This window comes from uncultured Maritalea sp. (assembly GCF_937139385.1).
Lineage (GTDB): Bacteria > Pseudomonadota > Alphaproteobacteria > Rhizobiales > Devosiaceae > Maritalea > Maritalea porphyrae_A.
In genome coordinates this window covers 1-25298 of sequence record NZ_CAKZPW010000285.1, presented here as the reverse complement: position 1 = coordinate 25298, position 25298 = coordinate 1, and the positions used below count along the sequence as shown (strand labels likewise).

At 50.5% G+C, this 25298-nt stretch carries 26 protein-coding genes; 7 read left to right on the top strand and 19 right to left on the bottom strand.

What is annotated here, in order from left to right; genetic code table 11:
* Positions 1-142: 142 nt before the first annotated feature.
* Positions 143-1732: an L-aspartate oxidase gene (locus tag Q0231_RS11805; RefSeq protein ID WP_299347804.1), complete on the top strand. Its 1590-nt coding sequence runs from the start codon at positions 143-145 to the stop codon at positions 1730-1732.
* A gap of 15 nt (positions 1733-1747) precedes the next feature.
* Here Q0231_RS11805 and Q0231_RS11800 read toward each other — a convergent pair whose 3' ends face one another.
* From Q0231_RS11800 to Q0231_RS11770, 7 genes are all read right to left on the bottom strand, one after another.
* Positions 1748-2587 (bottom strand): TerC family protein, encoded by an 840-nt coding sequence (locus tag Q0231_RS11800; RefSeq protein WP_269394959.1) that lies wholly within the window; start codon positions 2585-2587, stop codon positions 1748-1750.
* 84 nt (positions 2588-2671) lie between these two features.
* Positions 2672-3553: a cytochrome c gene (locus Q0231_RS11795; protein ID WP_299347803.1), complete on the bottom strand. Its 882-nt coding sequence runs from the start codon at positions 3551-3553 to the stop codon at positions 2672-2674.
* 53 nt (positions 3554-3606) lie between these two features.
* Complete coding sequence (locus Q0231_RS11790) at positions 3607-4011, bottom strand: thioredoxin family protein (RefSeq protein ID WP_299347802.1); 405 nt, start codon at positions 4009-4011, stop codon at positions 3607-3609.
* A 19-nt stretch (positions 4012-4030) separates the two neighbouring features.
* The gene (locus Q0231_RS11785) at positions 4031-4747 is read right to left on the bottom strand and encodes a cytochrome c biogenesis CcdA family protein (RefSeq protein WP_269394962.1); all 717 of its coding nucleotides are present in this window, start codon (positions 4745-4747) and stop codon (positions 4031-4033) included.
* Positions 4748-4889: 142 nt separating this feature from the next.
* Entirely contained in the window at positions 4890-6269 is a 1380-nt protein-coding gene (locus Q0231_RS11780) for a TRAP transporter large permease subunit (protein WP_269394963.1), read from the bottom strand.
* Positions 6266-6826 (bottom strand): TRAP transporter small permease subunit, encoded by a 561-nt coding sequence (locus Q0231_RS11775; protein WP_269394964.1) that lies wholly within the window; start codon positions 6824-6826, stop codon positions 6266-6268. The genes Q0231_RS11780 and Q0231_RS11775 overlap by 4 nt, the downstream gene beginning before the upstream one ends.
* A gap of 92 nt (positions 6827-6918) precedes the next feature.
* Complete coding sequence (locus Q0231_RS11770) at positions 6919-8019, bottom strand: TRAP transporter substrate-binding protein (RefSeq protein ID WP_269394965.1); 1101 nt, start codon at positions 8017-8019, stop codon at positions 6919-6921.
* 260 nt (positions 8020-8279) lie between these two features.
* Between Q0231_RS11770 and Q0231_RS11765 the strand changes: the two genes are divergently transcribed.
* Complete coding sequence (locus tag Q0231_RS11765; protein ID WP_269394966.1) at positions 8280-9668, top strand: cache domain-containing protein; 1389 nt, start codon at positions 8280-8282, stop codon at positions 9666-9668.
* Positions 9665-10300, top strand: coding sequence for a response regulator transcription factor (locus tag Q0231_RS11760; RefSeq protein ID WP_299347801.1), 636 nt, complete (start codon positions 9665-9667; stop codon positions 10298-10300). Before Q0231_RS11765 ends, Q0231_RS11760 begins: the two co-directional genes overlap by 4 nt.
* A gap of 4 nt (positions 10301-10304) precedes the next feature.
* Here the strand turns inward: Q0231_RS11760 and Q0231_RS11755 are convergent, their stop codons facing one another.
* The 10 genes from Q0231_RS11755 to Q0231_RS11710 form a co-directional block, all read right to left on the bottom strand.
* Complete coding sequence (locus Q0231_RS11755; protein WP_299347800.1) at positions 10305-12302, bottom strand: EAL domain-containing protein; 1998 nt, start codon at positions 12300-12302, stop codon at positions 10305-10307.
* A 137-nt stretch (positions 12303-12439) separates the two neighbouring features.
* Complete coding sequence (locus Q0231_RS11750) at positions 12440-13105, bottom strand: MIP/aquaporin family protein (protein ID WP_299347799.1); 666 nt, start codon at positions 13103-13105, stop codon at positions 12440-12442.
* The gene (locus tag Q0231_RS11745; RefSeq protein WP_299347798.1) at positions 13092-13598 is read right to left on the bottom strand and encodes an arsenate reductase ArsC; all 507 of its coding nucleotides are present in this window, start codon (positions 13596-13598) and stop codon (positions 13092-13094) included. The genes Q0231_RS11750 and Q0231_RS11745 overlap by 14 nt, the downstream gene beginning before the upstream one ends.
* 78 nt (positions 13599-13676) lie before the next feature.
* Entirely contained in the window at positions 13677-14462 is a 786-nt protein-coding gene (locus Q0231_RS11740; RefSeq protein ID WP_299347797.1) for an anti-sigma factor, read from the bottom strand.
* On the bottom strand, positions 14459-14956 hold the full coding sequence (locus Q0231_RS11735; protein ID WP_299347796.1) for an RNA polymerase sigma factor: 498 nt from the start codon (positions 14954-14956) through the stop codon (positions 14459-14461). Before Q0231_RS11735 ends, Q0231_RS11740 begins: the two co-directional genes overlap by 4 nt.
* 98 nt (positions 14957-15054) lie before the next feature.
* On the bottom strand, positions 15055-15441 hold the full coding sequence (locus tag Q0231_RS11730) for a hypothetical protein (RefSeq protein ID WP_299347795.1): 387 nt from the start codon (positions 15439-15441) through the stop codon (positions 15055-15057).
* A gap of 76 nt (positions 15442-15517) precedes the next feature.
* Positions 15518-16015, bottom strand: a complete 498-nt coding sequence (locus Q0231_RS11725; protein WP_299347794.1) for a hypothetical protein — start codon at positions 16013-16015, stop codon at positions 15518-15520.
* A 124-nt stretch (positions 16016-16139) separates the two neighbouring features.
* The gene (locus Q0231_RS11720; RefSeq protein WP_269394975.1) at positions 16140-17195 is read right to left on the bottom strand and encodes a DctP family TRAP transporter solute-binding subunit; all 1056 of its coding nucleotides are present in this window, start codon (positions 17193-17195) and stop codon (positions 16140-16142) included.
* Positions 17196-17267: 72 nt separating this feature from the next.
* Positions 17268-18548 carry a TRAP transporter large permease gene (locus Q0231_RS11715; protein WP_299347793.1) on the bottom strand — a complete coding sequence of 427 codons (1281 nt, stop codon included), beginning with the start codon at positions 18546-18548 and terminating at the stop codon, positions 17268-17270.
* The gene (locus Q0231_RS11710) at positions 18545-19051 is read right to left on the bottom strand and encodes a TRAP transporter small permease (RefSeq protein ID WP_269394977.1); all 507 of its coding nucleotides are present in this window, start codon (positions 19049-19051) and stop codon (positions 18545-18547) included. The genes Q0231_RS11715 and Q0231_RS11710 overlap by 4 nt, the downstream gene beginning before the upstream one ends.
* 231 nt (positions 19052-19282) lie before the next feature.
* On the opposite strand from Q0231_RS11710, the gene Q0231_RS11705 reads away from it, so the two are divergent.
* Positions 19283-20161, top strand: a complete 879-nt coding sequence (locus Q0231_RS11705) for a MurR/RpiR family transcriptional regulator (protein ID WP_269394978.1) — start codon at positions 19283-19285, stop codon at positions 20159-20161.
* 72 nt (positions 20162-20233) lie between these two features.
* Here Q0231_RS11705 and hppD read toward each other — a convergent pair whose 3' ends face one another.
* Positions 20234-21346, bottom strand: coding sequence for a 4-hydroxyphenylpyruvate dioxygenase (gene hppD, locus Q0231_RS11700; RefSeq protein ID WP_269394979.1), 1113 nt, complete (start codon positions 21344-21346; stop codon positions 20234-20236).
* A gap of 130 nt (positions 21347-21476) precedes the next feature.
* On the opposite strand from hppD, the gene Q0231_RS11695 reads away from it, so the two are divergent.
* The 3 genes from Q0231_RS11695 (at position 21477) to Q0231_RS11685 (ending at position 23954) form a co-directional block, all read left to right on the top strand.
* On the top strand, positions 21477-21941 hold the full coding sequence (locus tag Q0231_RS11695; protein WP_269394988.1) for an Lrp/AsnC family transcriptional regulator: 465 nt from the start codon (positions 21477-21479) through the stop codon (positions 21939-21941).
* Between the two features lie 1033 nt (positions 21942-22974).
* The gene (locus tag Q0231_RS11690; protein WP_299347792.1) at positions 22975-23184 is read left to right on the top strand and encodes a hypothetical protein; all 210 of its coding nucleotides are present in this window, start codon (positions 22975-22977) and stop codon (positions 23182-23184) included.
* A 425-nt stretch (positions 23185-23609) separates the two neighbouring features.
* Positions 23610-23954, top strand: a complete 345-nt coding sequence (locus Q0231_RS11685; RefSeq protein WP_269394397.1) for a hypothetical protein — start codon at positions 23610-23612, stop codon at positions 23952-23954.
* A gap of 96 nt (positions 23955-24050) precedes the next feature.
* Here Q0231_RS11685 and Q0231_RS11680 read toward each other — a convergent pair.
* A partial coding sequence (locus Q0231_RS11680; protein ID WP_299347791.1) for a thiamine pyrophosphate-dependent enzyme occupies positions 24051-25298 on the bottom strand: 1248 nt, incomplete at its 5' end.

Sequence of the window (25298 nt, the reverse complement as noted above, 5' to 3'; positions counted from 1 at the left end):
ATGCACAAGCATATGCGACCGCACGCGCCCTTCCCTTCAATCGGGCTTCTATGTAACGTACCCGCCAACAAAACGAATCTGCAATCAAGCATCCAAGCATTCGGCTTGCGACTTTTCCCATTTCAATTCATGAGAACTGCCAATGACCATTTATGACAATGTGTTAAATGCTGAAGGTGCGCTGATCGTTGGCGCCGGACTTGCAGGGTTGTTCTGCGCGCTCAAACTGGCGCCTCGCCCCGTTACCGTTTTATCCCCCAAGCCTTTGGGTACGGGCGCCTCCTCCACTTGGGCCCAAGGGGGCGTTGCTGCAGCCGTTGGCAAAGGCGATAGCGCCGAAGCCCACGCCCGCGACACCGACATTGCAGGCGCGGGCATAGTTGATTTTGAGGTCGCCCAATCCGTAGCGGCAGAAGCCGCGGAACGCATTGCCGATTTGGCTAAATGGGGCACCCCATTTGATCGTGCGGAAGATGGCAGTTTTGTTCTTTCTAAAGAAGCCGCACACTCTGTAAACCGGGTGGTGCGCGTATCGGGCGACAGGGCTGGTCGCGAGATCATGGCCGCGCTGATTGAGGAAGTGCGCAATACCCCGTCCATTCGCATTGTTGAGGGCATTACAGCGGTGGATCTAGCACGTGCCGACGGGCGCGTGATCGGCGTTTATGCCCGTAAATTGGGCGATCGATACGCCGAACCGGTGCTGATCCGGGCCCGCGCTACAGTTTTGGCCGCTGGCGGCCTTGGTGGCTTGTATGCGGTGACAACAAACCCACCTGGCGTGCGTGGTCACGCCATGGGCATGGCCGCACGTGCCGGCGCCTTGATTGCTGACAGCGAGTTCGTGCAATTTCACCCAACTGCCATGGATGTGGGTCAAGACCCAGCTCCTCTCGCCACTGAAGCTTTGCGCGGCGAAGGCGCGACATTAATCAACGACCTAGGCGAGCGCTTTATGCTTGATGTGCATGAGGACGCTGAACTTGCCCCACGGGACGTGGTAGCCCGTGCCAATTTCCGCCAAATCCAAGCAGGACGCAAAGTCTTTCTGGACACCCGAAAAGTGTTGGGCGAACGCATTCTAACCGCGTTCCCAACTGTCGCCAATTATTGCAAAGAGGCAGGTATTGACCCTGTCGCCGATATGATCCCCGTGACCCCCGCTGCCCATTTCCACATGGGGGGCGTAAAAGTTGATGATCGCGGAAGATCATCGCTGGCCGGGCTCTGGGTCTGCGGTGAAGCCTCTTGCACCGGCCTGCACGGGGCAAACCGCCTCGCGTCGAATTCTTTGCTCGAGGCCGTGGTTTTTGGCGCGCGGATCGCAGAGGATATTTCTGGGCTTGAGCCGGTCAACAAAAGCCTGCCCCCCTATCTAGGGATAGAGTGGAACGAAGCTGAAGGCGAAGAAGCAGAGCGTGTTTTGCGCAACCTTGAAGCTGTGCAGGAACTTCGGCACATCATGACCAATCTTGTGGGCGTGGAACGTAACGAAGAAGGCCTGCGCCTCGCATTGCGTAAAATTCAGGTGCTGGAAGAGACCGCAAAAGACGTTACAAGATCATATCTCAATATGACCACTTCTGCCACATTGGTGGCAGCAGCAGCCCTTAAACGCACAGAAAGCCGGGGCGGACATTTCCGCACCGACTTCCCAGAAAAAGATCCCGCGTTTAAGGATCACACCACAATGACCCTAACCGACGCGCTAAAAATTCGCGCATCGGCTTAAGCTCGATCTGCAATTCTAGGCGTGGTTGTCAGCCGCGCCTTCATTGTCTTTCATGACTTTGCGGATGAGTTTTTCGCGCTGCTCGCGCTCCAGCATCAATTTCTTCTGGTAGCGGCTTTGCACAACATCTACCGCAACCATCACGAAGAGAACGAAGTAGAAGGTTGATTTTGCCATCGGCAGAATTTCATGACCGAACAGTTTTAGGTGCGCCAAATGCCCGCCTTCGCTGAGCAACAAAATGCCGACCAACAAGAGGATGAACAATCCAAGCACTTGATACATCCGGTTGCGCTGCAAGAAGTCCGAAACATAGTCGCTCAACACAATCATCATGATGCCCGACAAGACGATGGCCACAGCCATCACCCAGAACTCGTCGGTTAGGGCAATTGAGGACAACACACTATCAAACGAGAATACTAGGTTCATTGCCACCAACCAAAATATGGTGACACCGACGGAGCGTTTACGCTTGTCTTCATTCTGGTCGTGAATATCATGCACCGAGATCATGTGGAAAATCTCTTGGATCGCTGTGTAGATGATAAATCCACCCCCCACGAGAACGATAAAGGCATGCACGTTCATCTCAGTTTCAATAAAACCGGTCCACTGTAGTTTGAGGAATGGGTCCTGGAAAAACTCAATAAGCTGAATAAGCGCGAACAAAAGGACCAGACGGAATATAACCGCCAGGCCAATACCCATGCGGCGCACATACTGTTGCTTGTCCTTTTCCACCCGCTGAGATTCAAGCGAGATATACAAGAGGTTGTCAAAGCCCAGAACGGCCAACAACCCAAATAGCATTAAAAGGGTAATCCAGTTCTCAATTGAAAGAAAACTTTCCATTTATCATTCCGCCTATCAAATCTAACTTTTGAAAACTAATGCAGACAATGAGCGGTAAACTCAACCCCTAGCACCAAAACCGTTTTAGTCTGTGTCCAACAAATACGCACTAAGTGCCGCCAAATCCTGCGGCGACCAATGGAGCAAGCTGTCGTTGATTACCTCCCCCATGGCGCCGCCCAACGTGTCAAAATCTGGATCAAACCCGCCCGTCAACGCATCAATTAGACCTGCTTCATCATATCCACGGGCTCTAAGCGTTTCTGGGTCAATCGCGGGAAAGAACGGCTTTGTGCCAGTAGGTGTGCCCGCAAATCTTTGATCGGTTTGCGCTGCACCAAATGCGTTACGCGGCGTATGGCAGGCACCACAATGGGCAGGGCCATTGGCAAGATATGCACCCCGGTTCCACCGTTCAGAGCGCGTAGCATCAGGCGCAAACCGCACTGGCGTAAAGAAGAGTCTCTTCCAACCCTGCATCGCTAAACGAATGTTGAACGGGAAACCAATTTGATGATCTGCAGCTCTCACGCCAATGGGATCCGTCGCCATCAGGGCAGCATATAAATCAACAATGTCCTGGTCAGACATTTTGGTGTAGCTATCAAAAGGAAATGAGGGATAGAGGTGCTTGCCACCAGGACCTACGCCCTTGCTCATAGCACCAGAGAACTCAGCCAATGTCCAAGCACCAATGCCCGCTTGTTTGTCTGAGGTTATATTGGGCGGAACAAAGTCACCAAATGGCGTCTTAAGCGGCAACCCACCCGCCAAATAGGCACCTCCGGCGGCAAGGTCTGTGTGACAGGCAACACAGCCCCCCAACCGGATCACATATTGGCCACGCGTCACATCGCCGGCCAAGGATAAATCTCGTTTAGGCCCACCGATTGGCGAAAAGAAATAGGCAATTCCTGCCAACGCAAAAACAACCAACAAAACCAAAAAGATTGACCAACGCCGCATGAAACTCTCCCTAAGCGTTTGATTATTCATGCGACGCTTCATCTGTCAAACAACTAGAGGCCCAATTCAAGCAAATCCCTTATTTTGGCTTTGCTCGTTTGTGCGACCACACGACCTAATTCTTTGCGACCCGAAAAGATCACAAGAGTTGAGCGGCGAGGAATTTTGTTGGCCTTAATGATGGTTTTGGACGCCGGGTCATCCCAATCCACGCGAATGATCTCAATAGCTAAATACTTAGCGTCCTCAGCCTGCAACTCGCCCAAAACCTTGTCTTGAGCGCGACAGGTCGAACACCAGCTAGCGTAAAAATCCAGCAAGTAGGGTTTGCCGCTTTTTTCAGCTGTTGCCAAAACGTTGGGACTATATGGCGAGTGTTGTGTTTGCGCATAGGCCCCGGTTAAGCTGCTCACCATCAGCACCGCAAACAAAGCAGCTTTAATTATAAGTTGTCGCATGGCGACCTCCTTCATGTGTTCAAAACCGTACAGACAAGGCCAGCAACCAGTCCGGCATATTATCCAGCGCCCAATTGTCCACAACCCGATCCAAATGAAACCAAATCGCAAGGCCCACAACCAACAAAGCAAACCCCATGATCGGTTTGGCGTGCTGCGAAAGCTTTGATAATAATTCTGATCTTTGCCCAATCAACTCTCGTGAACCATAGCTCAGCGCCAGAACAATCGTTGCGCTGCCAAGCGAAAACACAGCCATAATCAAAAGAGCATAGAAATAGCTTTCACCCTGAGAGGCCAACCCAATGGCACCACCCAATGTGGGGCCAATACAAGGTGACCACGCCACCCCCAGCAAAACGCCGGTTAAGACCTGTCCGGCCAAACGACTATCATCGATCTCATTGATTGATTTATTGCCACCTGTAGCTAAACCAGAGCTCACTCTTGCAAACTGTCGTTCGAATTGGGGCACAATTAAAATCACGCCAAACGCGATCATAATCCCTGCGCCAAATTTTGAGATAGCATCTTGGTCGAGTCCAATATTCTGCGCCACTGAGTAGACCAAAAACCCAACCACAGTAAACGAGACAGCAAGGCCGAACGCCATTGCCACCGGCCCAAACTTATTCTTAGAAACCGAGCCCGCTAGCACGATCGGCAACAAGGGAAGAACGCACGGATTGATCAACGTCAATAGCCCAGCCAAATAGGCGAACAAAATATCTATCACACAAAGCCCTCGTTCATTTCTCTAAGCCTTAGTACATCATGCAAGGTCGCCCCGCCGCTAACCTTTCATCACAAGCGTGTGAACAAAAAAGCCGCCTCGAATTGCTCGAGACGGCTCAATATTTCAGATTTTCACTTGCTTATTAGCCAGAGAAAAGTGTTTGGGGTAACCATGTCACAACACTTGGGAATATCCACAGGATTGCAAGTGCAATCACCTGAATGAGGATGAACGGCAAGACCCCGGCGTAAAGATCACTCGTCTTAAACTCCGCTGGCGCAACCCCCCTTAAATAGAAAAGGGCAAAGCCAAATGGCGGCGTTAAGAAGCTGGTTTGCAAGTTGATCGCAATCATGACGCCAAGCCACAAGGGATCATAGCCTAAAGCGATCAAAATTGGCCCAACGATTGGCACCACCACATAAATGATCTCAATGAAATCAAGGAAGAAGCCAAGGAAGAACATCAGCAACATCACAAGCAACAGTGCAGAAAACGCACCACCCGGTAAGTGACGCAAGAACTCAGCAATCACATCATCGCCGCCAAAGCCCTTAAACACCGTCGAAAACAGGCCAGCGCCAATGATGATCAAGAAAACCATTGAGGACACTTTGACGGTCTCGATACCAACTTCTTTGAACAAAGTGAAATCAAGTCGTTTCGCACGCCACGCCAGAATTGCCGCGCCAACGGCACCAACAGCGGCAGACTCAGTAGGTGTCGCAATACCGGCCAAAATTGAGCCCAGAACCAAAACAATCAGAATGAGCGGAGGCGCAACGGCACCAACCAATTGACCAACGCTCGGCGCATTGACGCTCTCATCCTTCATTGAAGGCACATCATTTGGCCGAACAATGGTGAGAATGAAGATCCAGAGCAAGTACAAGCCCACCAGCAATAATCCGGGGAACAAAGCACCCGCAAACAGATCAATTGCAGTGACCGGCTCAGGAGCCAAATTGCCTGTTAGCGCGGCGGCCTCTTCATTCACGCCTTGCAAAATATTGGCCAACAAAACCAACACAATCGACGGTGGTATGATTTGGCCAAGCGTTCCAGAAGCACAAATAATACCGCCAGCAACTTTGGGATTATATCCAGCTTTGAGCATTACCGGCAGGCTCATCAAGCCCATGGTAACAACAGTGGCTCCAACAATGCCGGTTGAAGCCGCAAGCAACGCGCCAACAATAATTACTGAATAGCCAAGACCACCACGAATTGTGCCAAACAATTGGCCCATGGATTCAAGCAACCTGCCCGCAATATCTGAACGCTGCAAAATCACGCCCATATAAACGAACAAGGGCACAGCAACCAGCGGCTCATTCTTCATCAATGAGAAAATTCGAGTTGGCGAGAGATTCAAAAATGCGAAATGGAAGAGATCCATTTGATCGCCCAGGAAGGCGAAGATAATGGCCACACCAGCAAGCGACAACGCCACTGGAAAACCAAGGAGCAACACAAAAATGGTTACCCCAAACATTACAAAAGCTAGGATTTCTGGGGTCATGTCAGCGGCTCATCTTCATCTTCTACCAGGCGAACGCGCTCGCCGGTTATGATTGTATCAAGCGATCTAATTGCCATAGAAAACACCTGCAGGCCCAAAAAGATGGCCAATGCAGGAATGACGCCCTTCAATATATAAAGTGCAGGCAATCCACCCGCTTCAGGCGATGTCTCAAGACGCGAGAACGAACGGTAGAAAAAGTCCATTCCCCTTGCATAGATCAACCACAATACTGGCGCCGCCAGAAAAATCGAACCGAAGAAATTCACAAACGCTTTATAGCGATCCGAAGCCCCCGAATAGATCAAATCGATGCGCACATGCCCATCATGCAAAAGCGTAAAACCCGCCCCCAACATGAATACAAATGCATGCATCCAGATATAGGTTTCCTGCATCCACACGTCGCCGGATGAAAACAGATATCGCAAAACTACTACCATGAAGACATTGAGAACCAGCAGCAGCGCCAGCCAAGCCAAGATTTGGCCAACAAACTCATTGATCCGGTCAATAAGGCCTGCCACTAGCCTGATGCCATTTATAAGCCCAGACATTTCACTCCCCCCAAAGGAATTTTTCTCACTATAGGGTATAATAAAGGCGGGGCCAATTGACCCCGCCAATAAAGAACAAACCCAGATAAAACCTAGATGGTTTTAAATGGTGCTGATGTACGTGCATTCATGAATTTGCCTTCAGAAATGCCTGACCAGTTCACCATACCTGAACGGAACTCAACAAGATTGTTGTAAAGTTTCGTTGCTTCTGGAGATTTAGCTGCCAATGCTGAAAGCACGTCAGGTGTACGCTCACCAATTGCTTGCAACAGTTCGTCAGAGTAAGGCTTCAACTGAACGTCATGCTCGTTCACAAGTTTTGCCAATGATGCGTTGTTCACAGCTTGGAAGCGTGACAACACGCCCAAGTTTGTGGCCATTGCAGCCTGTTCAACAGCGGCACGCTGTTGGTCAGTCAATGAATCCCATGCACCTTTGTCAAAGAAGGCATCAAGAACTGTGGCAGGCTCGTGCCAACCAGGATAGTAATAGTTCTTCACAACTTTAAAGAAGCCAGCACCAAGGTCAGCCGCAGGGCCGATCCACTCTGTGCCGTCAATCGCGCCAGATGTCAGCGCAGGCAACACATCAGAACCAGGCAATAGAACAACGTTCACGCCGAAAGTTTTCAACACTTCGCCGCCAAGACCAGGCATGCGGAACTTAAGGCCTTCCAAGTCAGCAACTGTGTTGATGTCTTTTGCGTACCAGCCACCCATTTGGTTGCCTGAGTTGCCAAGTGGCAAGAACTTAAGGCCCAAAGGATTATAGCTCGTTTCGTCAGCAAGCTCGATGCCGCCGCCGTAGTAGAACCAAGCATTTTGCTCTTGTGCGTTCAAGCCGTAAGGCATGGTCGCAACAAACGAAATCGCATCTGATTTACCAGCCCAATAATATGGAGCGCCATACCCCATTTGTGCAGTACCAGACTGAACCGCATCAAGCGCTTCAAGACCGCCAACAAGTTCACCAGAGTGGTAAAGCTTAATTTCAAGGCTACCTTCAGTCAGAATGCCCACTTGCTTGGCAAAATCTTCGTACGCTGCGCCCAATAGGCCAGCTTTACCGAATGCAGAAACGCCAATCCACTGTGTGCGGCCTTGCGATAGAGCCGGTGACGCCAAAGTTGCCGCGCCTGCAGCGCCCGCAACTGTCACACCAGCTTTTTTGAAAAACTCACGTCTTTTCATTAATTCCTCCCAAAGAGATAAAATCAATTGCGGTTCGCAAATGCGCACACGCAACTAGAAATAAGGCCCATGCTCCCTTGCCTGCACCTTGCGCCACAGTCCATCTATTTTTTTCCCAACTTTCAAGAGCCAATCGCACCCAATTGCGGTTAATGGGTAGAATTGGCGCACCCTTTTAAGCATTTACCCACAAATACGGAGATGAACTTGGCAAAAAATGCTAAAACCATCCGCAGGAACGCATTTGAAACGGCAAAATCATGACCTTTCGACAACAGATTCTAGCGCTAACAACGATCCCACTGCTGCTGGCCATCTTGGCCATCACTTCGCTTGTAACATGGCAATCAAGTCAGCTATCAAAAGACGGCATTCAAGCATTTGAACAGTCAATGCTCTATGCCAAGGAATCTGAACTCAAGAATTACATTGAACTCGCCCTCACCGCCATTAAGCCTGTCTATGAAAATGCGACACCTGATGATGAGTTTGCCAAAGAACAAGTGAAGCGCGTTCTAAATCGACTAAGCTTTGGAGAAGATGGATATTTTTACGTCTATCACTATGATGGCACCAACGTCGTTCATCCGCGTCAACCGTTCCGCGTAGGCAAAAACTGGGCCGACCACCCAGACGTTGCTGCATTGCTTGATTACGCTAAGAACGGCGGTGGATTTCATCGCTATGTTTGGGAAAAACCATCATCAAGCGAAGTATCAGACAAAATCGGCTACGCGGTTGGACTAGACAAATGGCAATGGATGATCGGCACCGGGGCCTATATCGACGACATCTTGGCCCAAACAGAGGCCGCCAATCAAAGCTTATCCAACACCATCAATCAGACATTTTTGCTCGTCGCCCTCATCACCGTGCCGGCCGTTTTTGCTGTATTTGGCACGGGTGTCATCATGAATTTGCGCGAGCGCCGACTGGCGGATAGCAAACTAAAAGAACTCACCCAACGTATTGTGGATACACAAGAAGAAGAACGCTCGCGTATTGCCAGAGAACTTCACGATGGCATCAGCCAAAATATGGTTGGCGTGCGTTATGTGCTTGATTTGGCAGAACGACAGGTGCGCGAAGGAAAAGATACAGCCCTTGCCACCATTGAACGGGGTGCGGGCGCGCTCAACACCGCCATTAAAGAGGTGCGCCGAATTTCGCACGATCTTCGCCCTGGACAGCTGGACGACTTAGGTCTTAGCGCCGCATTAGAATCTCTGATCAACAACTTTGAAGAGCGCACAAACATTGATGTCGATTTTGAAAGTGTGGCCTTTAAGAACGTCCTTCCCTCAGACGCCAAAACCGCCATCTATAGGATCGCCCAAGAAGCATTGAGTAACATTGAAAAACACTCCGCGGCTGAAAATGTCAAATTGCGCCTGAAAAGCACAAAAACCGGACTTGAAATGGTGATCATCGATAATGGGCGCGGCTTTGTGACCAAGCAAAACCCCAAAGACAAGACCATAGGTCCATCGGGCGGATTGGGTTTGCGCAATATGCAAGAGCGTATGGAACACTTTGGTGGCAGTTTGGAAGTGATTTCCACCCCTAAAGGCACAAGGTTGGTTGCGCGTTTGCCACGATCCATTTACTTGACGAACGCCAACATAAAAGCGGAGTTTCAAAGCGCATGAATTCGCAAATCAAAGTCTTGCTCATTGATGATCATCCGCTCGTGCTAGAAGGCATTCGCTCGGTCTTGGAAACCTATAATCACATCAAAGTGGTTGGTGCACAGTCCTCCGCAAAAGAAGGACTTGCCCAGTCCAAAAAGACCTGCCCCGATGTGGTGCTAATGGACATCAATATGCCTGACATGAATGGCATCGATGCTATTGAATTGTTCAAAGACCAATTACCCAACACAAGGCTGTTGATGCTTTCGATGCATGACAGTCGCGAGTATATCTCAACTTCCACCATGTATGGTGCATCCGGTTACGTCCTCAAAGACGTTTCAACATCTGAGATCGTTACTGCTATTGAAACAGTAGCTGCGGGCGGCACCTTCTTTTCAACCGGCGTTTCTGAAGCCCTAATGGGCGCACAAACAGACCCAAATGCCAGCTCCCTTTTGACCACGCGCGAACAGGCGGTTTTGCTTTTAGTCGCAGAAGGAAACAGCAACAAAGACGTTGCTTCAAAACTCGACATTTCAATTCGCACCGTGGAAACCCACCGCAAAAACATCAAGAAAAAACTCGGCATTTCCACCACCGCAGGGCTGACGCGCTACGCCATCGCAAATGGATTGCTTGGCGCGTAACTGATCAGCCGGCGCGCTTCAATGTACGATCAGCAAATGCTTCAATAACATCGTGTGGGGCTCCAGTTGGTCGTCCAAAATAATAACCCTGCAATATATCGCAGCCCGCCAATTGCAGAGCCTGCACCTGACTTTGGGTTTCCACCCCTTCTGCAACAACTTGCAACCTTAGCGATTTTGATAGGCCGACAACACAATGCACCACCGCGTCGTCCGCCTTGCCCAAATGAAAGTTGGAAACGAAGGCCCGGTCAATCTTTAGCTTTGTCAAAGGAATACGTGTCAGATAACTTAGCGATGAGTAACCAGTCCCAAAATCATCCATGGCGATCCCCACGCCCAGCGAACGCAATTCATCTAATGTGTGCCGCACTTGGCTTGTATCGTAAACGAAAACGCCCTCGGTAATTTCCAGCTCCAAGCGCTCGGGCGCCAATCCACTTTGATGTAGAACGCGTTGAACACAAAGCACGATCTGCGCATCACGCAGCTGCAGTGGTGAAAGATTAACGGCAATTGTCAAGCCTCCCTCCCATTTTGCCGCTTCTTCGCACGCAGTGCTTAGGGCCCACTGACCCAATTTATGAATCAGACCGCTTTGCTCAGCAATACCAACAAATTCCTCAGGGTTAATGGCCCCAAGCTCAGGGTGGGTCCAACGCGCGAGGGCTTCAAACCCAAGCAATTCACCAGAACATGCATCCACTTGAGGCTGATAGTGCAAATGCAATTGGTCAAGTTCTAGCGCCTGCCGCAGGTCCCTCTCAAGACGTGCTTTGTGCCTCATTTCTTGTTCTAGCGCTGTGCTGAAAACGGTAAATCCCGAACGCCCATTGTCTTTAGCGTCATATAGGGCCAAGTCGCTGCGCTTTAGCAAAAGCTGTTCATCATCTCCATGCATTGGAAATGCAACAGCACCAATGGACACACTGGCCAAAATATGACTTTGCTCCACCTCTATCGGGTGCTCCATTGCTTCGACCAGTTGACCGCAAATGTCCGACAATTGGCAAAACTCAAAATCTTGGGAAAGAATGACCACGAACTCATCACCAGACAGCCTAAAGACACTATCTTGCGCACCCAAATTTTCCACTAATCGGCGGCCAATTGCATTGAGAACCGCGTCCCCCGCGCTATGCCCATATAAATCGTTTATCGCTTTGAACTTATCCACATCAATGCTCAAAAGCCCAAATTCTTTATCACCATTTTGTCCGCGCAGCTCGTCGACAATTCGGGGCAAATCCATGTGGAATTTTCGGCGGTTAGGCAACCCTGTTAAAGGGTCAAAAAACGCCAATCGTATCGCTTCGCGTTCTGCCTTTCGACGCTGCCGCCCCCAATAGAAGAGGGTCACCATCACCACCAGCGCCAGAAAAGCCAAAATCCCGGCTGTCAGAAAACTGGTAAACTGCACACCACGTTCCATAACCCCTTCAATATTGTGGCGTTCCACTTCAATGCTCACCACGCCACGTGGCCCATTGAAACGGGTCAAAGGGATAACAACAACCTGAGAGGGTTTGCCCAATTTGACGCGGTGCTCCAATGGAAATACCACCGTGATGTTTTGGCTCATCGCCTTTTTGACAACGCTTGCAAATTGTTGATTGTCCAAGGAGCGCAGTTGCGGACGACCGCCAGCAATAAACAATTCACCAAATTTAGTAAAAACCGCATAGCCAGTAATATTGCCAAAATGCTCGAGCGACTGAAATTCGATCGGGCGAAATAGATCCACCTCACTGGAGCCCTCGCCACGTTGTTGCAATAAAAATGCTGCAAGGTTGTCCCCAACACTGGCTTTAAAGGGGATCGGCTCGCCGGGCAATTCAAACTGACTTTGCATCGAAACCAGCCAATCACGGGCCAACAATCGCGCATCCAAACCCGACAACTGCTGGACGATCCCTGGCGCCATAAATGCAGATGCAAACACAAGCGAAGTAAATGCAGCCAATAAAAACACTAAAGACGCAACAAAACCAAAGCGGCTCATAAAACCCCGAGAACTCAAAATATCCGAGCTCAAGTAGACCACGCAATTATGACAGTTGTGCAACAACCGCGTGCGGTCCGCTACGTCAACTTATTGTTATTTAAAGATATAACCTAGCCATCTTCGGTCTGTAGACCTCACCTTTCCGCCTCAAAAAACCTAAAGACGGCCCAGGCCGCGGCCGCACCAATCAATTGTGCGAGGATGAAAGGCAGCACAGATAACGGGGCAATTCCCGCAAAACTATTCGAAAGTGCACGGGCCACGGTAACCGCTGGATTTGCAAATGAAGTGCTGGCGGTGAACCAATATGCCGCTGTAATGTATAATCCTACGGCCATTGCAATGGCGTCGCGCTTGAACTTCACCACCAAAAAAATCGTGAGGACCAACCCAAAGGTCGCAACAAATTCTGAGAACCATTGCCCCGCACCAAAGCGTGCCTTGTGAGAGATTTGCAGGACTTGTTCTGCGAACATCAAATGAGCGCACAAAACACCAAATATGCCACCAACAAGTTGGGCTGCCACATAAGGCAGACCGTCGACCCTTTTCATGTTCCCATTTAGGATCATGGCAAGGGTCACAGCGGGATTAAAATGCGCCCCAGATATTGGGCCAAACATTGTGATCAACACTACCAAAACGGCCCCGGTTGGGATTGTGTTGCCCAGCAAAGCAATTCCAACATTTCCGCCTGAAATGCGTTCGGCCATTATGCCCGAGCCCACAACCGTCGCCAGCAGAAAGGCTGTTCCCAAGAACTCCGAAACCAAAACCTGCCCTCGACTAAACATTGGCATTTTCCATTTGCCCAATTTGGGACAATGCGCGCTGAAAAGAGGCGTCCCGCACGTGATAATCAAGTGCCAACAGCCCCATAATACGCGACTTCATTTGGGCGTAGGTTTTGGCAAACGCCACCCGCTTGTCCTCATCGTCGCCATCAACAGCAGCCGGATCTTCAACTCCCCAATGTGCTTGCATCGGATGGCCCGGCCATATCGGGCAAGCCTCACTTGCCGCGCTATCACAAACCGTAATCACAATATCAATAGGTGTTGCGTCAGCATCCAAAAACTCGTTCCAGCTTTTTGACCGCACGCCCTCAACACTGTTGCCATTCTTGCGCAACACTTCAAGCGCGAAAGCATTGGGTGCGCCTGTTGGCTGTGAACCAGCAGAAAAAACCGCAAATTCGTCTCCACCCAGATCCGCCATCAGTTTTTCAGCAATGATCGAACGGGCTGAATTGCCCGTGCACAAAAACAATATCCCAATTGGTCGATCCGTCATTTCACGCCCTCAAACTCTAGTGTTAAGGCGCTCTAATGGGATTAGGTTACAGTTTAATGACAACCAATGGCAGACGGTTTAAACATCCCTCGCCCGATACCCAAGGCCAAGACCATCACGAACTTTTAAGGCAATGTCCTTGAGTTGATCCTCGCTAAGGTCGCCGGTAACGGAAAAAGCGATTTGTTCATTTAACCATACGCAAGTCGTCACATCCTCACCGTGGATGAACCAATATCCAGTTTCGCCAAGCTTTTGTTTGTGAGCTTGTACATAGATCGAAATACGCCCGGCATCCGCTGTTTCATAAGTCATCAGCGCAGCCGGTGCGCCCCCTTGCCCCACCAGTCGAGCCCCCACGAATTGCAGCGCATTCGCTTTCAAGTCTGGAATGACAACATCAACACCAACTCGTTTTTTCAGCCAACCGGTTGCGACATCCAGATTTCCTTGGTCAAATTCGCCGGGCCGATTGGCGTCGATCGCAAATATCTCGTGCGCCTCATTGGCCCAGGCCGCTACCTGCGACTGGTATTTTACCGCGCCAAACGGCAGTTGAGACAAGCTCAGTCCGCCGCCGAACCCAATCGCGAGCAACAAACAAGCGGCCACCGCATAGCGGGTGAGTTGCTGCCAACGATCATTGTCATTGCTGGTCTGCCTATTTGAACCATCACGTCCAACTTGTTCTTCATCATCCCCAAGCGCAAAAGCCTGTTTCAACGCATCATCGTTGTCACGCCAATCAGCAACACGCGCCGCCTCAGACGGATTTTGCGCAAGATATGCCTCAACTTTTTGAGTTTCGCTAGCCGACAATTCGCCATCAACATAGGCGACCAAAAGATCATCAGAAATCTTCATCTTTTTTCACCCTTGAACTGATGTTCCCCATTCATTAATGCGCGCAAATGGTCGCGCGCCCGCGCTAAGCGCGACATCACCGTGCCCTTTTGTACGTTCAAAACTTGCGCTGCTTCTTTGTAACTGAGCCCCTCAACAGCCACCAGCATCAATATCTCTTGGTGTTCTTTGGACAAGAGCTGCATCGCTGTGCGAACATCCTTCAATTCTGCTACGGCAAGTTGTTGTGGTGGCTCTACAATTCGTTCTAATTCATCGCTATTTGCAATTGGACGTTTTTGAACAATCTGATTGCGATGCAAATTGTGCATGATTTTAAACAGCCACGCCCTTGGGTTCGATGGCTGACGAAAGAGTGACTTCTTTCTGATCGCGCGTTCCAAGCAATCTTGTACCAAGTCGTCGGCATGTTCAGGCGCAGCCGTCAAGGTCCGCGCAAAGCGTTTAAGCGCAGGAATATGGTCTGCAAACTGCTCTTCCACCCGAAAACTCAAACTCAATAGTCTCCTTAAATGCCCCGCCATTTGTCGGCGGGGCATCTTGCGTTCAATTAGGCGCAAACGTCAATCAGCGCCTCTTCAGGAAAATTGAGTTAGGGTTTGACCACATGCCAAACACCACCCACGCCATCTCCAGAAACATCGCCTGGTTCACTATCACCAACCCACAAATAGAGCGGCTGCCCCTTAAATGCCCAGATTTTCGTGCCGTCTTTGCGCTCAACGACAGAATAGTCGCCCTCATGCACATCCATTTCGGCAAAGAGCGGCGGCCATTTTTCAGCACAAGTATCATAGCAGTTCGAAACGCCCGCTTCGTCCTTATCAAACGTATAAAGCGTCATATTGTTCTTGTCCGTAAGCACCTTGCCCAATTCAGTGTCGAATTGCTGCACCGGAATATGACCGGCAGCGAAAGCGACGCCACCGGCAACAAATGCCACGACGGCAGCACCTGATATTTTTGAAAAAATTGACATGTTGATCTCCCATAAATTGCTTCAATACATAAACAACAAGCTGGGACAGCTTTTATTCCCAAGAAATATAAATAAATTATCCGAGACGTGAAAAAACCAACCAAGCATGGGCGTTGTGCGCCGCCAAAAACACACCCGCGAGACCAAAAAACACAGAGTTGCGCCATGGAATACGATCATAAACAGGCCGCGACCCAATCAGTCCTATGCCAATAACCCAGATGATTGGCGTGTAAGCAGGGGCTAAAAATCCAATCGCGCTGGTTGCCCAGGCGCCCGTGGGGTCCGCCACAATTGCCCATTGGCAACAAATATAGAGCGACAGGCCAATTGCATAAACAAATAGACCAACACGTTGAGTGGACCCCCGCCATTCGAGCAACATAACCACCGACAGGGCGATAACAACAAAGCGACTTACATTCTCAACCAACCCTAGCAACGGCGGAATATCGCGCCAGAATTCTTTGGGTTGATAGGCCGCCCCAAGGTTTGGCCAAAACGCAAAACTGGCCACTAGTGGCGGCACCCACAGCCAAATACAACTCCGAAGCCATCGTGAAAAATGTCCCATGCAGACCTCCATCTAAACACTGCTTAGATTAGGCGTGGTTTAAGAACCTTGATCACGGTCAACCAAAACAAAAAATGGCGGGCTCAAGAGCCCGCCAAGTTCATCATCAAAGGGATGGTTCAAGTTAGTTCTTCAGATAAGTTGCACCGTTGGCAGTTTCCACAGCCGCGCGGAATTGATCCAGCAAAGCTACACCTTCGGCACCAAGCGCTTCTTCAACATGCGCCACAACAGCTGGTTGTGCTGCATCTTTAAAGGCTTGTCGATCCTCAGCGGTTAGAGCTGTCACTTCAATTTTGTCCATCAACCCAGCAAGACCACGGTCTGATGCTTCAATGATCCGGCTAATGCCACGGCTTGCCGTTACACAAGACTTAGCGGCATAGTTCACCACGCGCTGCTCACTTGGGGTCAGGCTATTCCAGAAAGAATCTGAAATCATGAATGTATAGGGCGAAAACAAGTGGTTCGTTAGGGTCATATATTGCTGAACTTCAGCAAAGTTCGCAAAGGCGATAATTGGAACAGGGTTCATTTGCCCATCAATCACGCCCGTTTGCAGACCTGAATAAACTTCACCCCATGACAATGGATAGGCTTCGCCACCCAGCGCTTGAATAATTTTTTGGTGCGAAGGCAAAGTCATTGTGCGCACCCGAACACCCTCGAAATCCGCTAGCGTTTTAATTGGACGCTTTGAGTTGGTAACGGCGAAGAACCCACCAGTGTCTGGGAAGCCCAAAACTTTGGTGTTTGGAATTGTTGCTTCAATGTCTGCTGCTAAAGCCGAACCAAATGGTCCATCGAAAACATCATAAGTTGCCGCGTTGTGATCAAATGCGAACGCCAGGTTCAACACGTCAATGCGTGGGTAATAGGATGAAAGCGCACCCGTTGAAGTCAATGTTGCTTGGATCACATTGTCTTGCAAAAACTGCACATGCTCAGCGGCCGAACCCAATTGGTTTGAAGGGAAAACTTCAACCTTAACCGAGCCATTTGTGTCCGCCTCAACAATGTTTGCAAATACTGCGGTACAAGCATGGGCCGGATTTTCAAACGGATCAGTTTTGTTATCGTGCGCAAATTTGAGCACTTTCGTATCCGCAAATGCGCCCGTTGCCGACATGATAATGGCTGCACTAAGCGACAGGCCCATTCCTAGTTTTTTAAGTCCCATAACTCTTCTCCCTGGTTGGACTATGTGGGTCAAACAAATCAGATGGCGTGACCCCAACGCCGATAAACAGCCTTATGCGAACCCCAATAATCGGGGCACGAACAGCGCCAAATCTTCAAAGAAAGCAAAAACGAAAAGCACCAAGATTTCCGCCAAAAGGAACGGCCACAGTTTAGCAGCGATCCGTTCTAAGGGTTCTCCGGTGACCGAAGACAAAACGAACAAACACGCACCCACCGGCGGCGTCATCAATGAGATATTAAGCGCCAACACAAAGATGATCCCCGCATGGATCGGCTCTAATCCAATCGAGGCGGTCAGCGGTACAAGCACAGGTGCCAAAATGATCAGAATTGCGGTGATATCCATCACCATGCCAATCGCCAGCAACAGACCAATGATCAGGGCAATGATGACATAGCGGTTGTCAGAAACCGAAAGGATCTGCGTCGCGACCATTTGTGGGATTTGATTAAAGCTTAACCACCAACCAACGATTGAAGCAAAGGCGATAATCACAAAGATCACGCCTGTAACCCGCGCAGTGCGAATAAGCATTTGAATGAGATCATTCACCCCAATCTTTCGGTAAACAAACACCCCAATGAACAAGGCATAACCAACAGCAATCGCCGCCGCTTCTGTTGGCGTAACAATTCCACCCAAAATGCCGCCCAAGATTATGACGGGCATAATCAAAGCCAAAATCGAGTGTTTGAACGTCGCCCAAATTTGGGGCAGGCGCGCCCGCTCTTCGGCTTGCGGCAAATTATTTGCGCGTGCGCCAATGGCAATAACGCCCATGCAAACCGCGCAAATGATCAGACCCGGTAAAATACCGGCCGCAAACAAACCGCCGATGGAAACCCCCATCAAAGAGCCATAGACAACCATCAATCCAGATGGAGGAATGGTGGGGCCAATGATTGAGCCAGCGGCCGTTACCGCGCAGGCATAGTCGCGGTCATAACCTTCTTTAACCATCGCGGGCACCAAGGTTTTACCGAACGCCGCTGCGTCTGCCGTTGCAGCGCCCGTTAGTCCCGCAAAGAAAACGGAGGCCAGCATATTTGTGTGCGCCAAACCACCACGGAAATGACCCACAAGCACCTGTGCAAGCGACACCAACCGATTGGTGATGCCCGTATGGTTCATGATTTCGCCAGCCAAAATGAAAAATGGCATGGCCAAGAACGGGAAGATATTTAGCCCATTGAACATTTTGCCTGGACCGAGCGCAAAAAAGTTTTCACCCCCGATTTGAAACAGACCAATGACACCAGCAACACCTAATGCGAAACCGATGGGCAACCCAAGAACAACAAAGGCGACAAATGCAAGGGCGACAATCATTCTGCCATACCCGTAACTGAAGGGGTGATTAATTCACCACGATCACGCAACGCCACCAGCAATGTTTGAATGGCGCATATCGCACCAGCAACTGGGATCGCCGCGAAGGGAAACAGCAAGGTCATGCCAAAGATCATCGCCTGCCGGTTGCCGCCAGTTTGGGCAAAGCCGATGCCATACCAAAACACATAGAAAAACAAAGCAAAGGTAACCAAGTCCAGACTCAACACCACCACTCGGCGCAAACTTTCTGGGAACTTTGAAATCAAGCCTTGAAGGCCAATATGCTCGCGCCGTGCGATGCCCGCCGAGATCGCCAACATAGCGGCCCAAATCATCAAGTACCTTGCCAACGCTTCAGGCCAAGGCAGTTGCCAATGGAAAATGTAGCGATCAATAACGCCAATCCAAACATCAAGCACAAGCAAGAGCATTAACAGCGCAACAATGCGCTCAACGACCCAATTCAACCTTGCGCTTAGCACCCCCGCCAATTCTGACAAATTCGTTCTCCCCAAACAAATCTAAATGTAGTAAAACTACAAATATTCAATGAATTATTGCTTGTAAAGCGAATTTTATGTAGCTTGGCAAAAGAAATTCGAAATTTTATGCACGAGATCGCGAATCGTGCACTTATGAAGCTGGAAAATTACTTCGTGGCAATTGGCCGACGCAAATCGATAAAAATCGAAGCTAGAACCTTGTTTTAGGTGCCATTTTGGGGGAACAACATGTCGACCGCTTTAGACATCATTTCACAGATCCGCCAAAATGATGGCAGCTACAATGCGCGTGAACAGCAGGTTGCAAGCTTCATCCTTAAGAACCTTGAAACCGTCTCGGACATGTCTTTGGCCGCCCTAGCAAGCGCATGCGATGTGTCTGAACCCACGGTCATTCGGTTTTGTCGCACGTTGGGGTGTACCGGGTTTAGGGATTTCAAAATTCGACTGGCCCAAAATGTTGCGGTGTCGCTGCAATATTTGGATACGCCAGACGCTAAGGACGAACCGCCCAAGAACCTTGTGGACCAAGTGTTTCAAACCCTTTATGTCACTGCCAACATCGCCCGCTCTCAGCTGCAAGAAGAGCCCATCAAGCAGGCCGCAGCCTATATCAACAATGCTGAAAAGCTGATTTTTTGTGGTGTTGGCGGCGGGTCAACAACGGTGGCTTTTGACGCCGCGAACCGTTTTTTCCGTCTAGGCTTTCCCGCCATCGCTGTTTCCGACGCCTATTTGCAGCGCATGCACGCCGCAACTCTGAGCGAACGAGACGCCATGGTGTTCATTTCTGCCACCGGTTTGCCGCGCTCAAACATTGATAGCGCCAATGTCGCCCGCCAATATGGGGCGAAGACCATTGCCTTGACCAAACAAGGTTCCCCCCTGGCCAATGCTTGCGACCTGACCATTGGCTTAAGCCTGCCCGAGGACCCCGATATCTATAAGCCCACCGCTTCTCGGCTCGTCTTTTTGGCTACAATCGATATCATTGCTGCTACCGTGGCCCGGCAACGCCCCGAGCAATCCAAAGAGAATCTACGCCGGATCCGCGCAAGCCTGACCGCTTTACATGGCGATACTGGACCGCAACCGGTTGGCGATTAAAAAAGGCACCCTTGGGGCTAACCAAAGGTGCCTTCTTAGCGTTCAAATTGGGAGGCAAATTGCCCGCTAATTCTATTCGGCCGCGTCCGTACCTACAATGCCGCGTTCAACTTGCTCGCGCTCAATCGATTCAAACAAAGCGCGGAAGTTGCCCTCGCCAAACCCTTCATCACCTTTGCGTTGGATGAACTCGAAGAAAATCGGTCCGATCACGGTTTTTGAGAAGATCTGCAACAAAATCTTCGTCATACCGCCATTCAGCACACCTTCACCATCAATCAAAATGCCGTGCTTCATCATCCGATCAAGCGGCTCATCGTGGCCATTTACCCGGTCATGAGACATTTCATAATAGGTTTTTGGTGGACCCGGCATGAACTTAAGTTCGTTCTCAGCCAACTTGTCTGTGCTGTCATAAATATGGTCACAACCAACCGCGATATGCTGAATGCCTTCGCCTTTGTATTTTTTCAAATACTCTTCGATTTGGCTCGTATCATCTTTTGACTCATTCAGTGGAATACGGATTTTGCCACAAGGCGATGTGATCGCGCGGCTAACAAGACCCGTATATTTTCCGTCGATATCAAAAAAGTGGATCTGCTCGAAATTGAACAAATTGCGGTAGAAATCCCACCATTTGTCCATATTCCCCCGAAACACATTGTGTGTCAGGTGATCCAGATAATAGAAACCAACCCCTTCAGGACGCGGGTTGGCTTCTGCGAGCCAATCATAATCCGCATCATAGGCTGACCCCTTTTCCCCATAGGTATCGATAAAATAAAGCAACGACCCGCCAATGCCCAAAATTGCTGGTGCATCAATGCATTTGTCGTCGCCCGTATAAGGCTCTGCGCCATTTTTAATCGCATGCTCAAATGCATGTTTTGCGTCGACAACGCGCCACGCCATTGAAGGCGCACATGGACCATGCATTTCAACGAAGCGGCCGCCAAAGCTGTCTTTTTCGCCGTTCAAGATGTAATTCACATCCCCTTGCCGCCACAAAGAAATATTCTTTGATTTATGCGTCGCAACTTTTGTGTACCCCATTTTGGTAAAAAGCTCTTCAAGCTTTTCGGGCTCATGGCTGGCAAATTCTACAAATTCAAAACCGTCTGTACCCGCTGGGTTGCTTTCAGTGATTGTTGCAACCGGTGCGTCGTGAGGAAATGGACCCATTTCAAACTCTCCCTATCAATATCTGTGAACCCAATTATGACGCAAAACCCGCGCAAGAGGCTTGCAAAATTTCACATATTCAGCAAAATTACGCACAATACACGCATCAAACAGAAAAAACATGCACAATATGGACACACTTGATCGATTTGACCGTGCAATCCTCGCACTTTTGCAAGATGATGCGAGACTGACCAACAATGAACTTTCAGAACAAGTAAACCTTTCCGCCTCTCAATGTTCGCGTCGACGCTCCCGTTTGGAAGATGAAGGGTTGATCGCCGGGTACTATGCCAAACTAGACCGCGAAAAGGTCGGACTGGGTATCGTCACCATCATCAATGTGACCCTCGCAACCCACAACCCCAACAATTCAAAACGCTTTGCCGCCCTCATTTCAAACCTGCCCGAAGTGCAAGAAGCCCACGCGCTGACCGGTGAAATGGATTATTTTATCAAGGTGGTTGCCAAAGACCTCAACGGGTTGCGCGAATTCGTCAACGATGTGCTATTGCCACACGAGTCAGTGCAAAACGTAAAAACATCAATCGTGTTGGAAACGCTCAAGGATACATCGAGCTTGCCATTGGGCTAAGCCCCTCCGGATTTCACTTTCTCCTTTTTCACGCCGCCGTCGGCCCTTTCAGGGCCTTCCCCGGCACCCCCGCCTGTTGGTGCCCTACACCAATATTGTGCAATCCATTTGCCAAATCACTCAGCTGTCATCCCGCATTTAGTGCGGGATCTAGGCGAGAATATCCACATGCAACAGCGCACTTGATTTGCTCCAGTCTGGATCCCTGCCTGCGCAGGGATGACCGTGGTGACTTGTGGTGAGCATTTCAACGCACCATTTCCCTCCCCCCTGGTGGGGAGGGATTAAGGGTGGGGGGATGGCTTTATCACTAAGGCTCTGCCCCCAAACACCAACATCTCCGCCATGTTTCCATGCGAAGGGACAATAATGCGACGCGCGAGACAGTGAATGGCTCTGTTAAGCGCTAGAAGAATATGTGTAGAGACAATTCAATGTCTCGCGCCAACCAAATGCTGCATGGCGATCAACGGCCCCGGGGTGCTAAACCCTTCTATCCCCTTGCTCAGCGTTCCATCAAAACTGTTTTGATCTCGTGCGATCATTTGATGAGTGCCTTACGGCACAGGTGAGAAACAATACCCACCAAACATCTTACAAGCTGCCTTCGGTGTCAGGCTGGACAATTGAACACCAAGCGAACCACGGCGACCCGTGCTTCATTTGACCCGGCTTTCTTTATGAGGGTTTTGCGTGCCGCCGTCGCAGCCTTTCGGCTGCTCGACTGGCCCCCGGGTCTTTCACGCCGCCGTCGGCCCTTTCAGGGCTTTCCCCGGCACCCCCGCCTGTTGGTGCATTACACCCGTGTTGGGATGATTGCAGTTGACCCCGGATCAAGTCCGGGGTGGTGCGGTTGGGTTGGACAATTACGCCTTCCGTCTCGCACCGTCCCGCACTTGATGCGGGACCTACTCACTTTCAACACACCGCAGGATCATCACCAACAACCAAACAAACTCCACACGACCCCAACAACGCGTCCGCTGTCCGCAGGGTCTTCAAGAAAGCTGCGATCATTATAGGGCGAGTGGAAATGGGCGGGGATAAGATTTTTTTGGTGGCTGATGGTTCAAATACCACCCACCTCGTCATACTCGGGCTTGACCCGAGCATCCATATCCCGCGCCTGTTCGGTTCCACCGTTCCAAATTGTTGCGCAACGCTTATCAACAAAGTCATCATGGACCCTCGGGTCGAGCCCGAGGGTGACGAAGGAGGCGATGCATTGTGCCCTTCATCCTGAGCCTGTCGAAGGATGGAGCTGCTGTGCACTTCATTGATGGTTCGCCCCTCGACAAGCTCAGGGTGAGGTTAGTTGAGGGGTGGTTGGGTGTTGCTCGGAGTTTGACGCGTGTTGCCCGCACTGCAAGACCCCGCATCAAGTGGGGGCAGCCAGAGGGTGCGTGTTCCCCACCTCTAGGGCATTCCCGGACAACTGTGCGGCGTTTGCGCAGCGCAGGCTGAGACAGGATCGAGTGGGCTTGCAGGCAGTGGTGAGTTTGATCAAATAGGGCGTTGGTTTGCTTTTCTCGACAGGTCCAAAGCCAGAGAATGAGACCTTGATGACCGTCAAAGATTTTATTCTGACCCACTGGTAAAGTGAACCGAGCGCAACGATATATTGTTTTGCGCTGCAATTGTGCAGCTGCGTTTTTAGAGACGTTCCCTATGAGCAAGGGTTTAGGTGGAGTTATTGCACTCCCCACAATTTCAAAAGCAAATCGACATATCTTGAGTTTTCAAATTATCTTCGGCAGCCTTTGCACCATCTTTTTGATTGTCATGCCGCTGGTTGTTTTGGCAACAGCCGCCGTATGGGCGCTCGCTGGTCTTACGCATTTGCCGAGTTTTTTAACGGTATTAGTGGCCGTTATTGTTGGCGTGCCAGTACTTTGGGCTTCAGTTGCTGCTTCAATAATGGTTTTTGACAGCGAAATTGAAGCAGTGGTGCGTCGGGAAGCGGATTTGGCGAACTCACAACAGATAGAAGGCGCGAGTGATCTGGTTGAATAGCGTTTGAGCGATAGCGCTTTTTTGGTTCTGAGCTTGTCGAAGCTTGATCCTTCGACAGGCTCAGGATGAGTGCAAGTGCAAAAGGGCCGGATTCAGCTAAGCCCCGCGCAGTTTTGTGATCGTTGTCGTTGGTGAGATCGCTTCGGGATCAATTTTGATGTGGATGATGGAGGGCTTGCCCGAAGTTCGGGCGCGCTCGAAGGCATCTGCAAATTGCTCGGTGCGCTCAACCGTTTCGCCGTGTCCGCCGTAGGCGCGGGCGAGGGCGGCAAAGTCTGGGTTGACCAAATTGGTGGCTGAGATACGGGCCGGATAATGCTTTTCTTGGTGCATGCGGATGGTGCCATAAATGCCGTTGTCGATGACCAAAGTGATGACGTTTGCGCCCGATTGCATGGCGGCGCCAAATTCGTTGCCGGTCATTTGGAAACAGCCGTCGCCTGCAAAACAAATCACGTCCTTTGTTGGGTGGCGCAGTTTGCCCGCAATGGCGGCCGGTAGGCCATAGCCCATGGAGCCAGAGGTTGGGGCCAATTGGGTGCCGTATTTTTTAAAACGCCAAAAGCGGTGCAGCCAAATAGCGTAATTGCCCGCACCGTTGGTTAGGATCGCATCGTCTGCAAGGGTGCTGCGCAGGTGAGACATGATCTCGCCCATTTGCACGTCGCCCGGGGTTGTGGGTAGATTGTCCGTCCACGCGTGATAGGCGGCGTTGGCTGCTTTGGCAGCGCCTGTATCTTTGCGGGCTGCAATATCTTCAACAGCATCGAAAAAGGCTTCTGGTGTGGCGTTGATGGCCAATGTTGGGGTGTAAATGCGTCCCAGTTCTTCAGCGCCTGAATGGACGTGAATAAGGGTTTTACCCGGGTTGGGCATGCCCAAAAGGGAGAAGTTTTGGCTTGGATTTTCAGAAAAACGCGCGCCCAGTAATATCACGCAATCGGACTTTGCAATGCGCTCGTTAAGGCTTGGGTTGATGCCCAAGCCAACGTCGCCTGCATAGTTTTGATGGGTGTGATCAAATAGCTGTTGGCGGCGGAACGAGCAGCCAACGGGGAGGTGGTGTTTTTCGCTGAAAGCTTGAAGCTGGGCGACAGATGTTTCGTCCCAACGCGAACCGCCAACGATCACCATTGGGTCTTTAGCATCGGCCAAAAGCTGCGCGAATTTGTCGGCGGCTTTTTTTGTTGGGGCAGGTTCGGCCACTTCGATGAAAGTGCATGGGTCAACGTCCACTGTGTCGCGCAGCATGTCTTCGGGCAGGGCCAAAACCACGGGGCCGGGGCGCCCACTCATGGCGATGTGGTAGGCGTGGGCGATGATTTCTGGGATGCGAGATGCGTC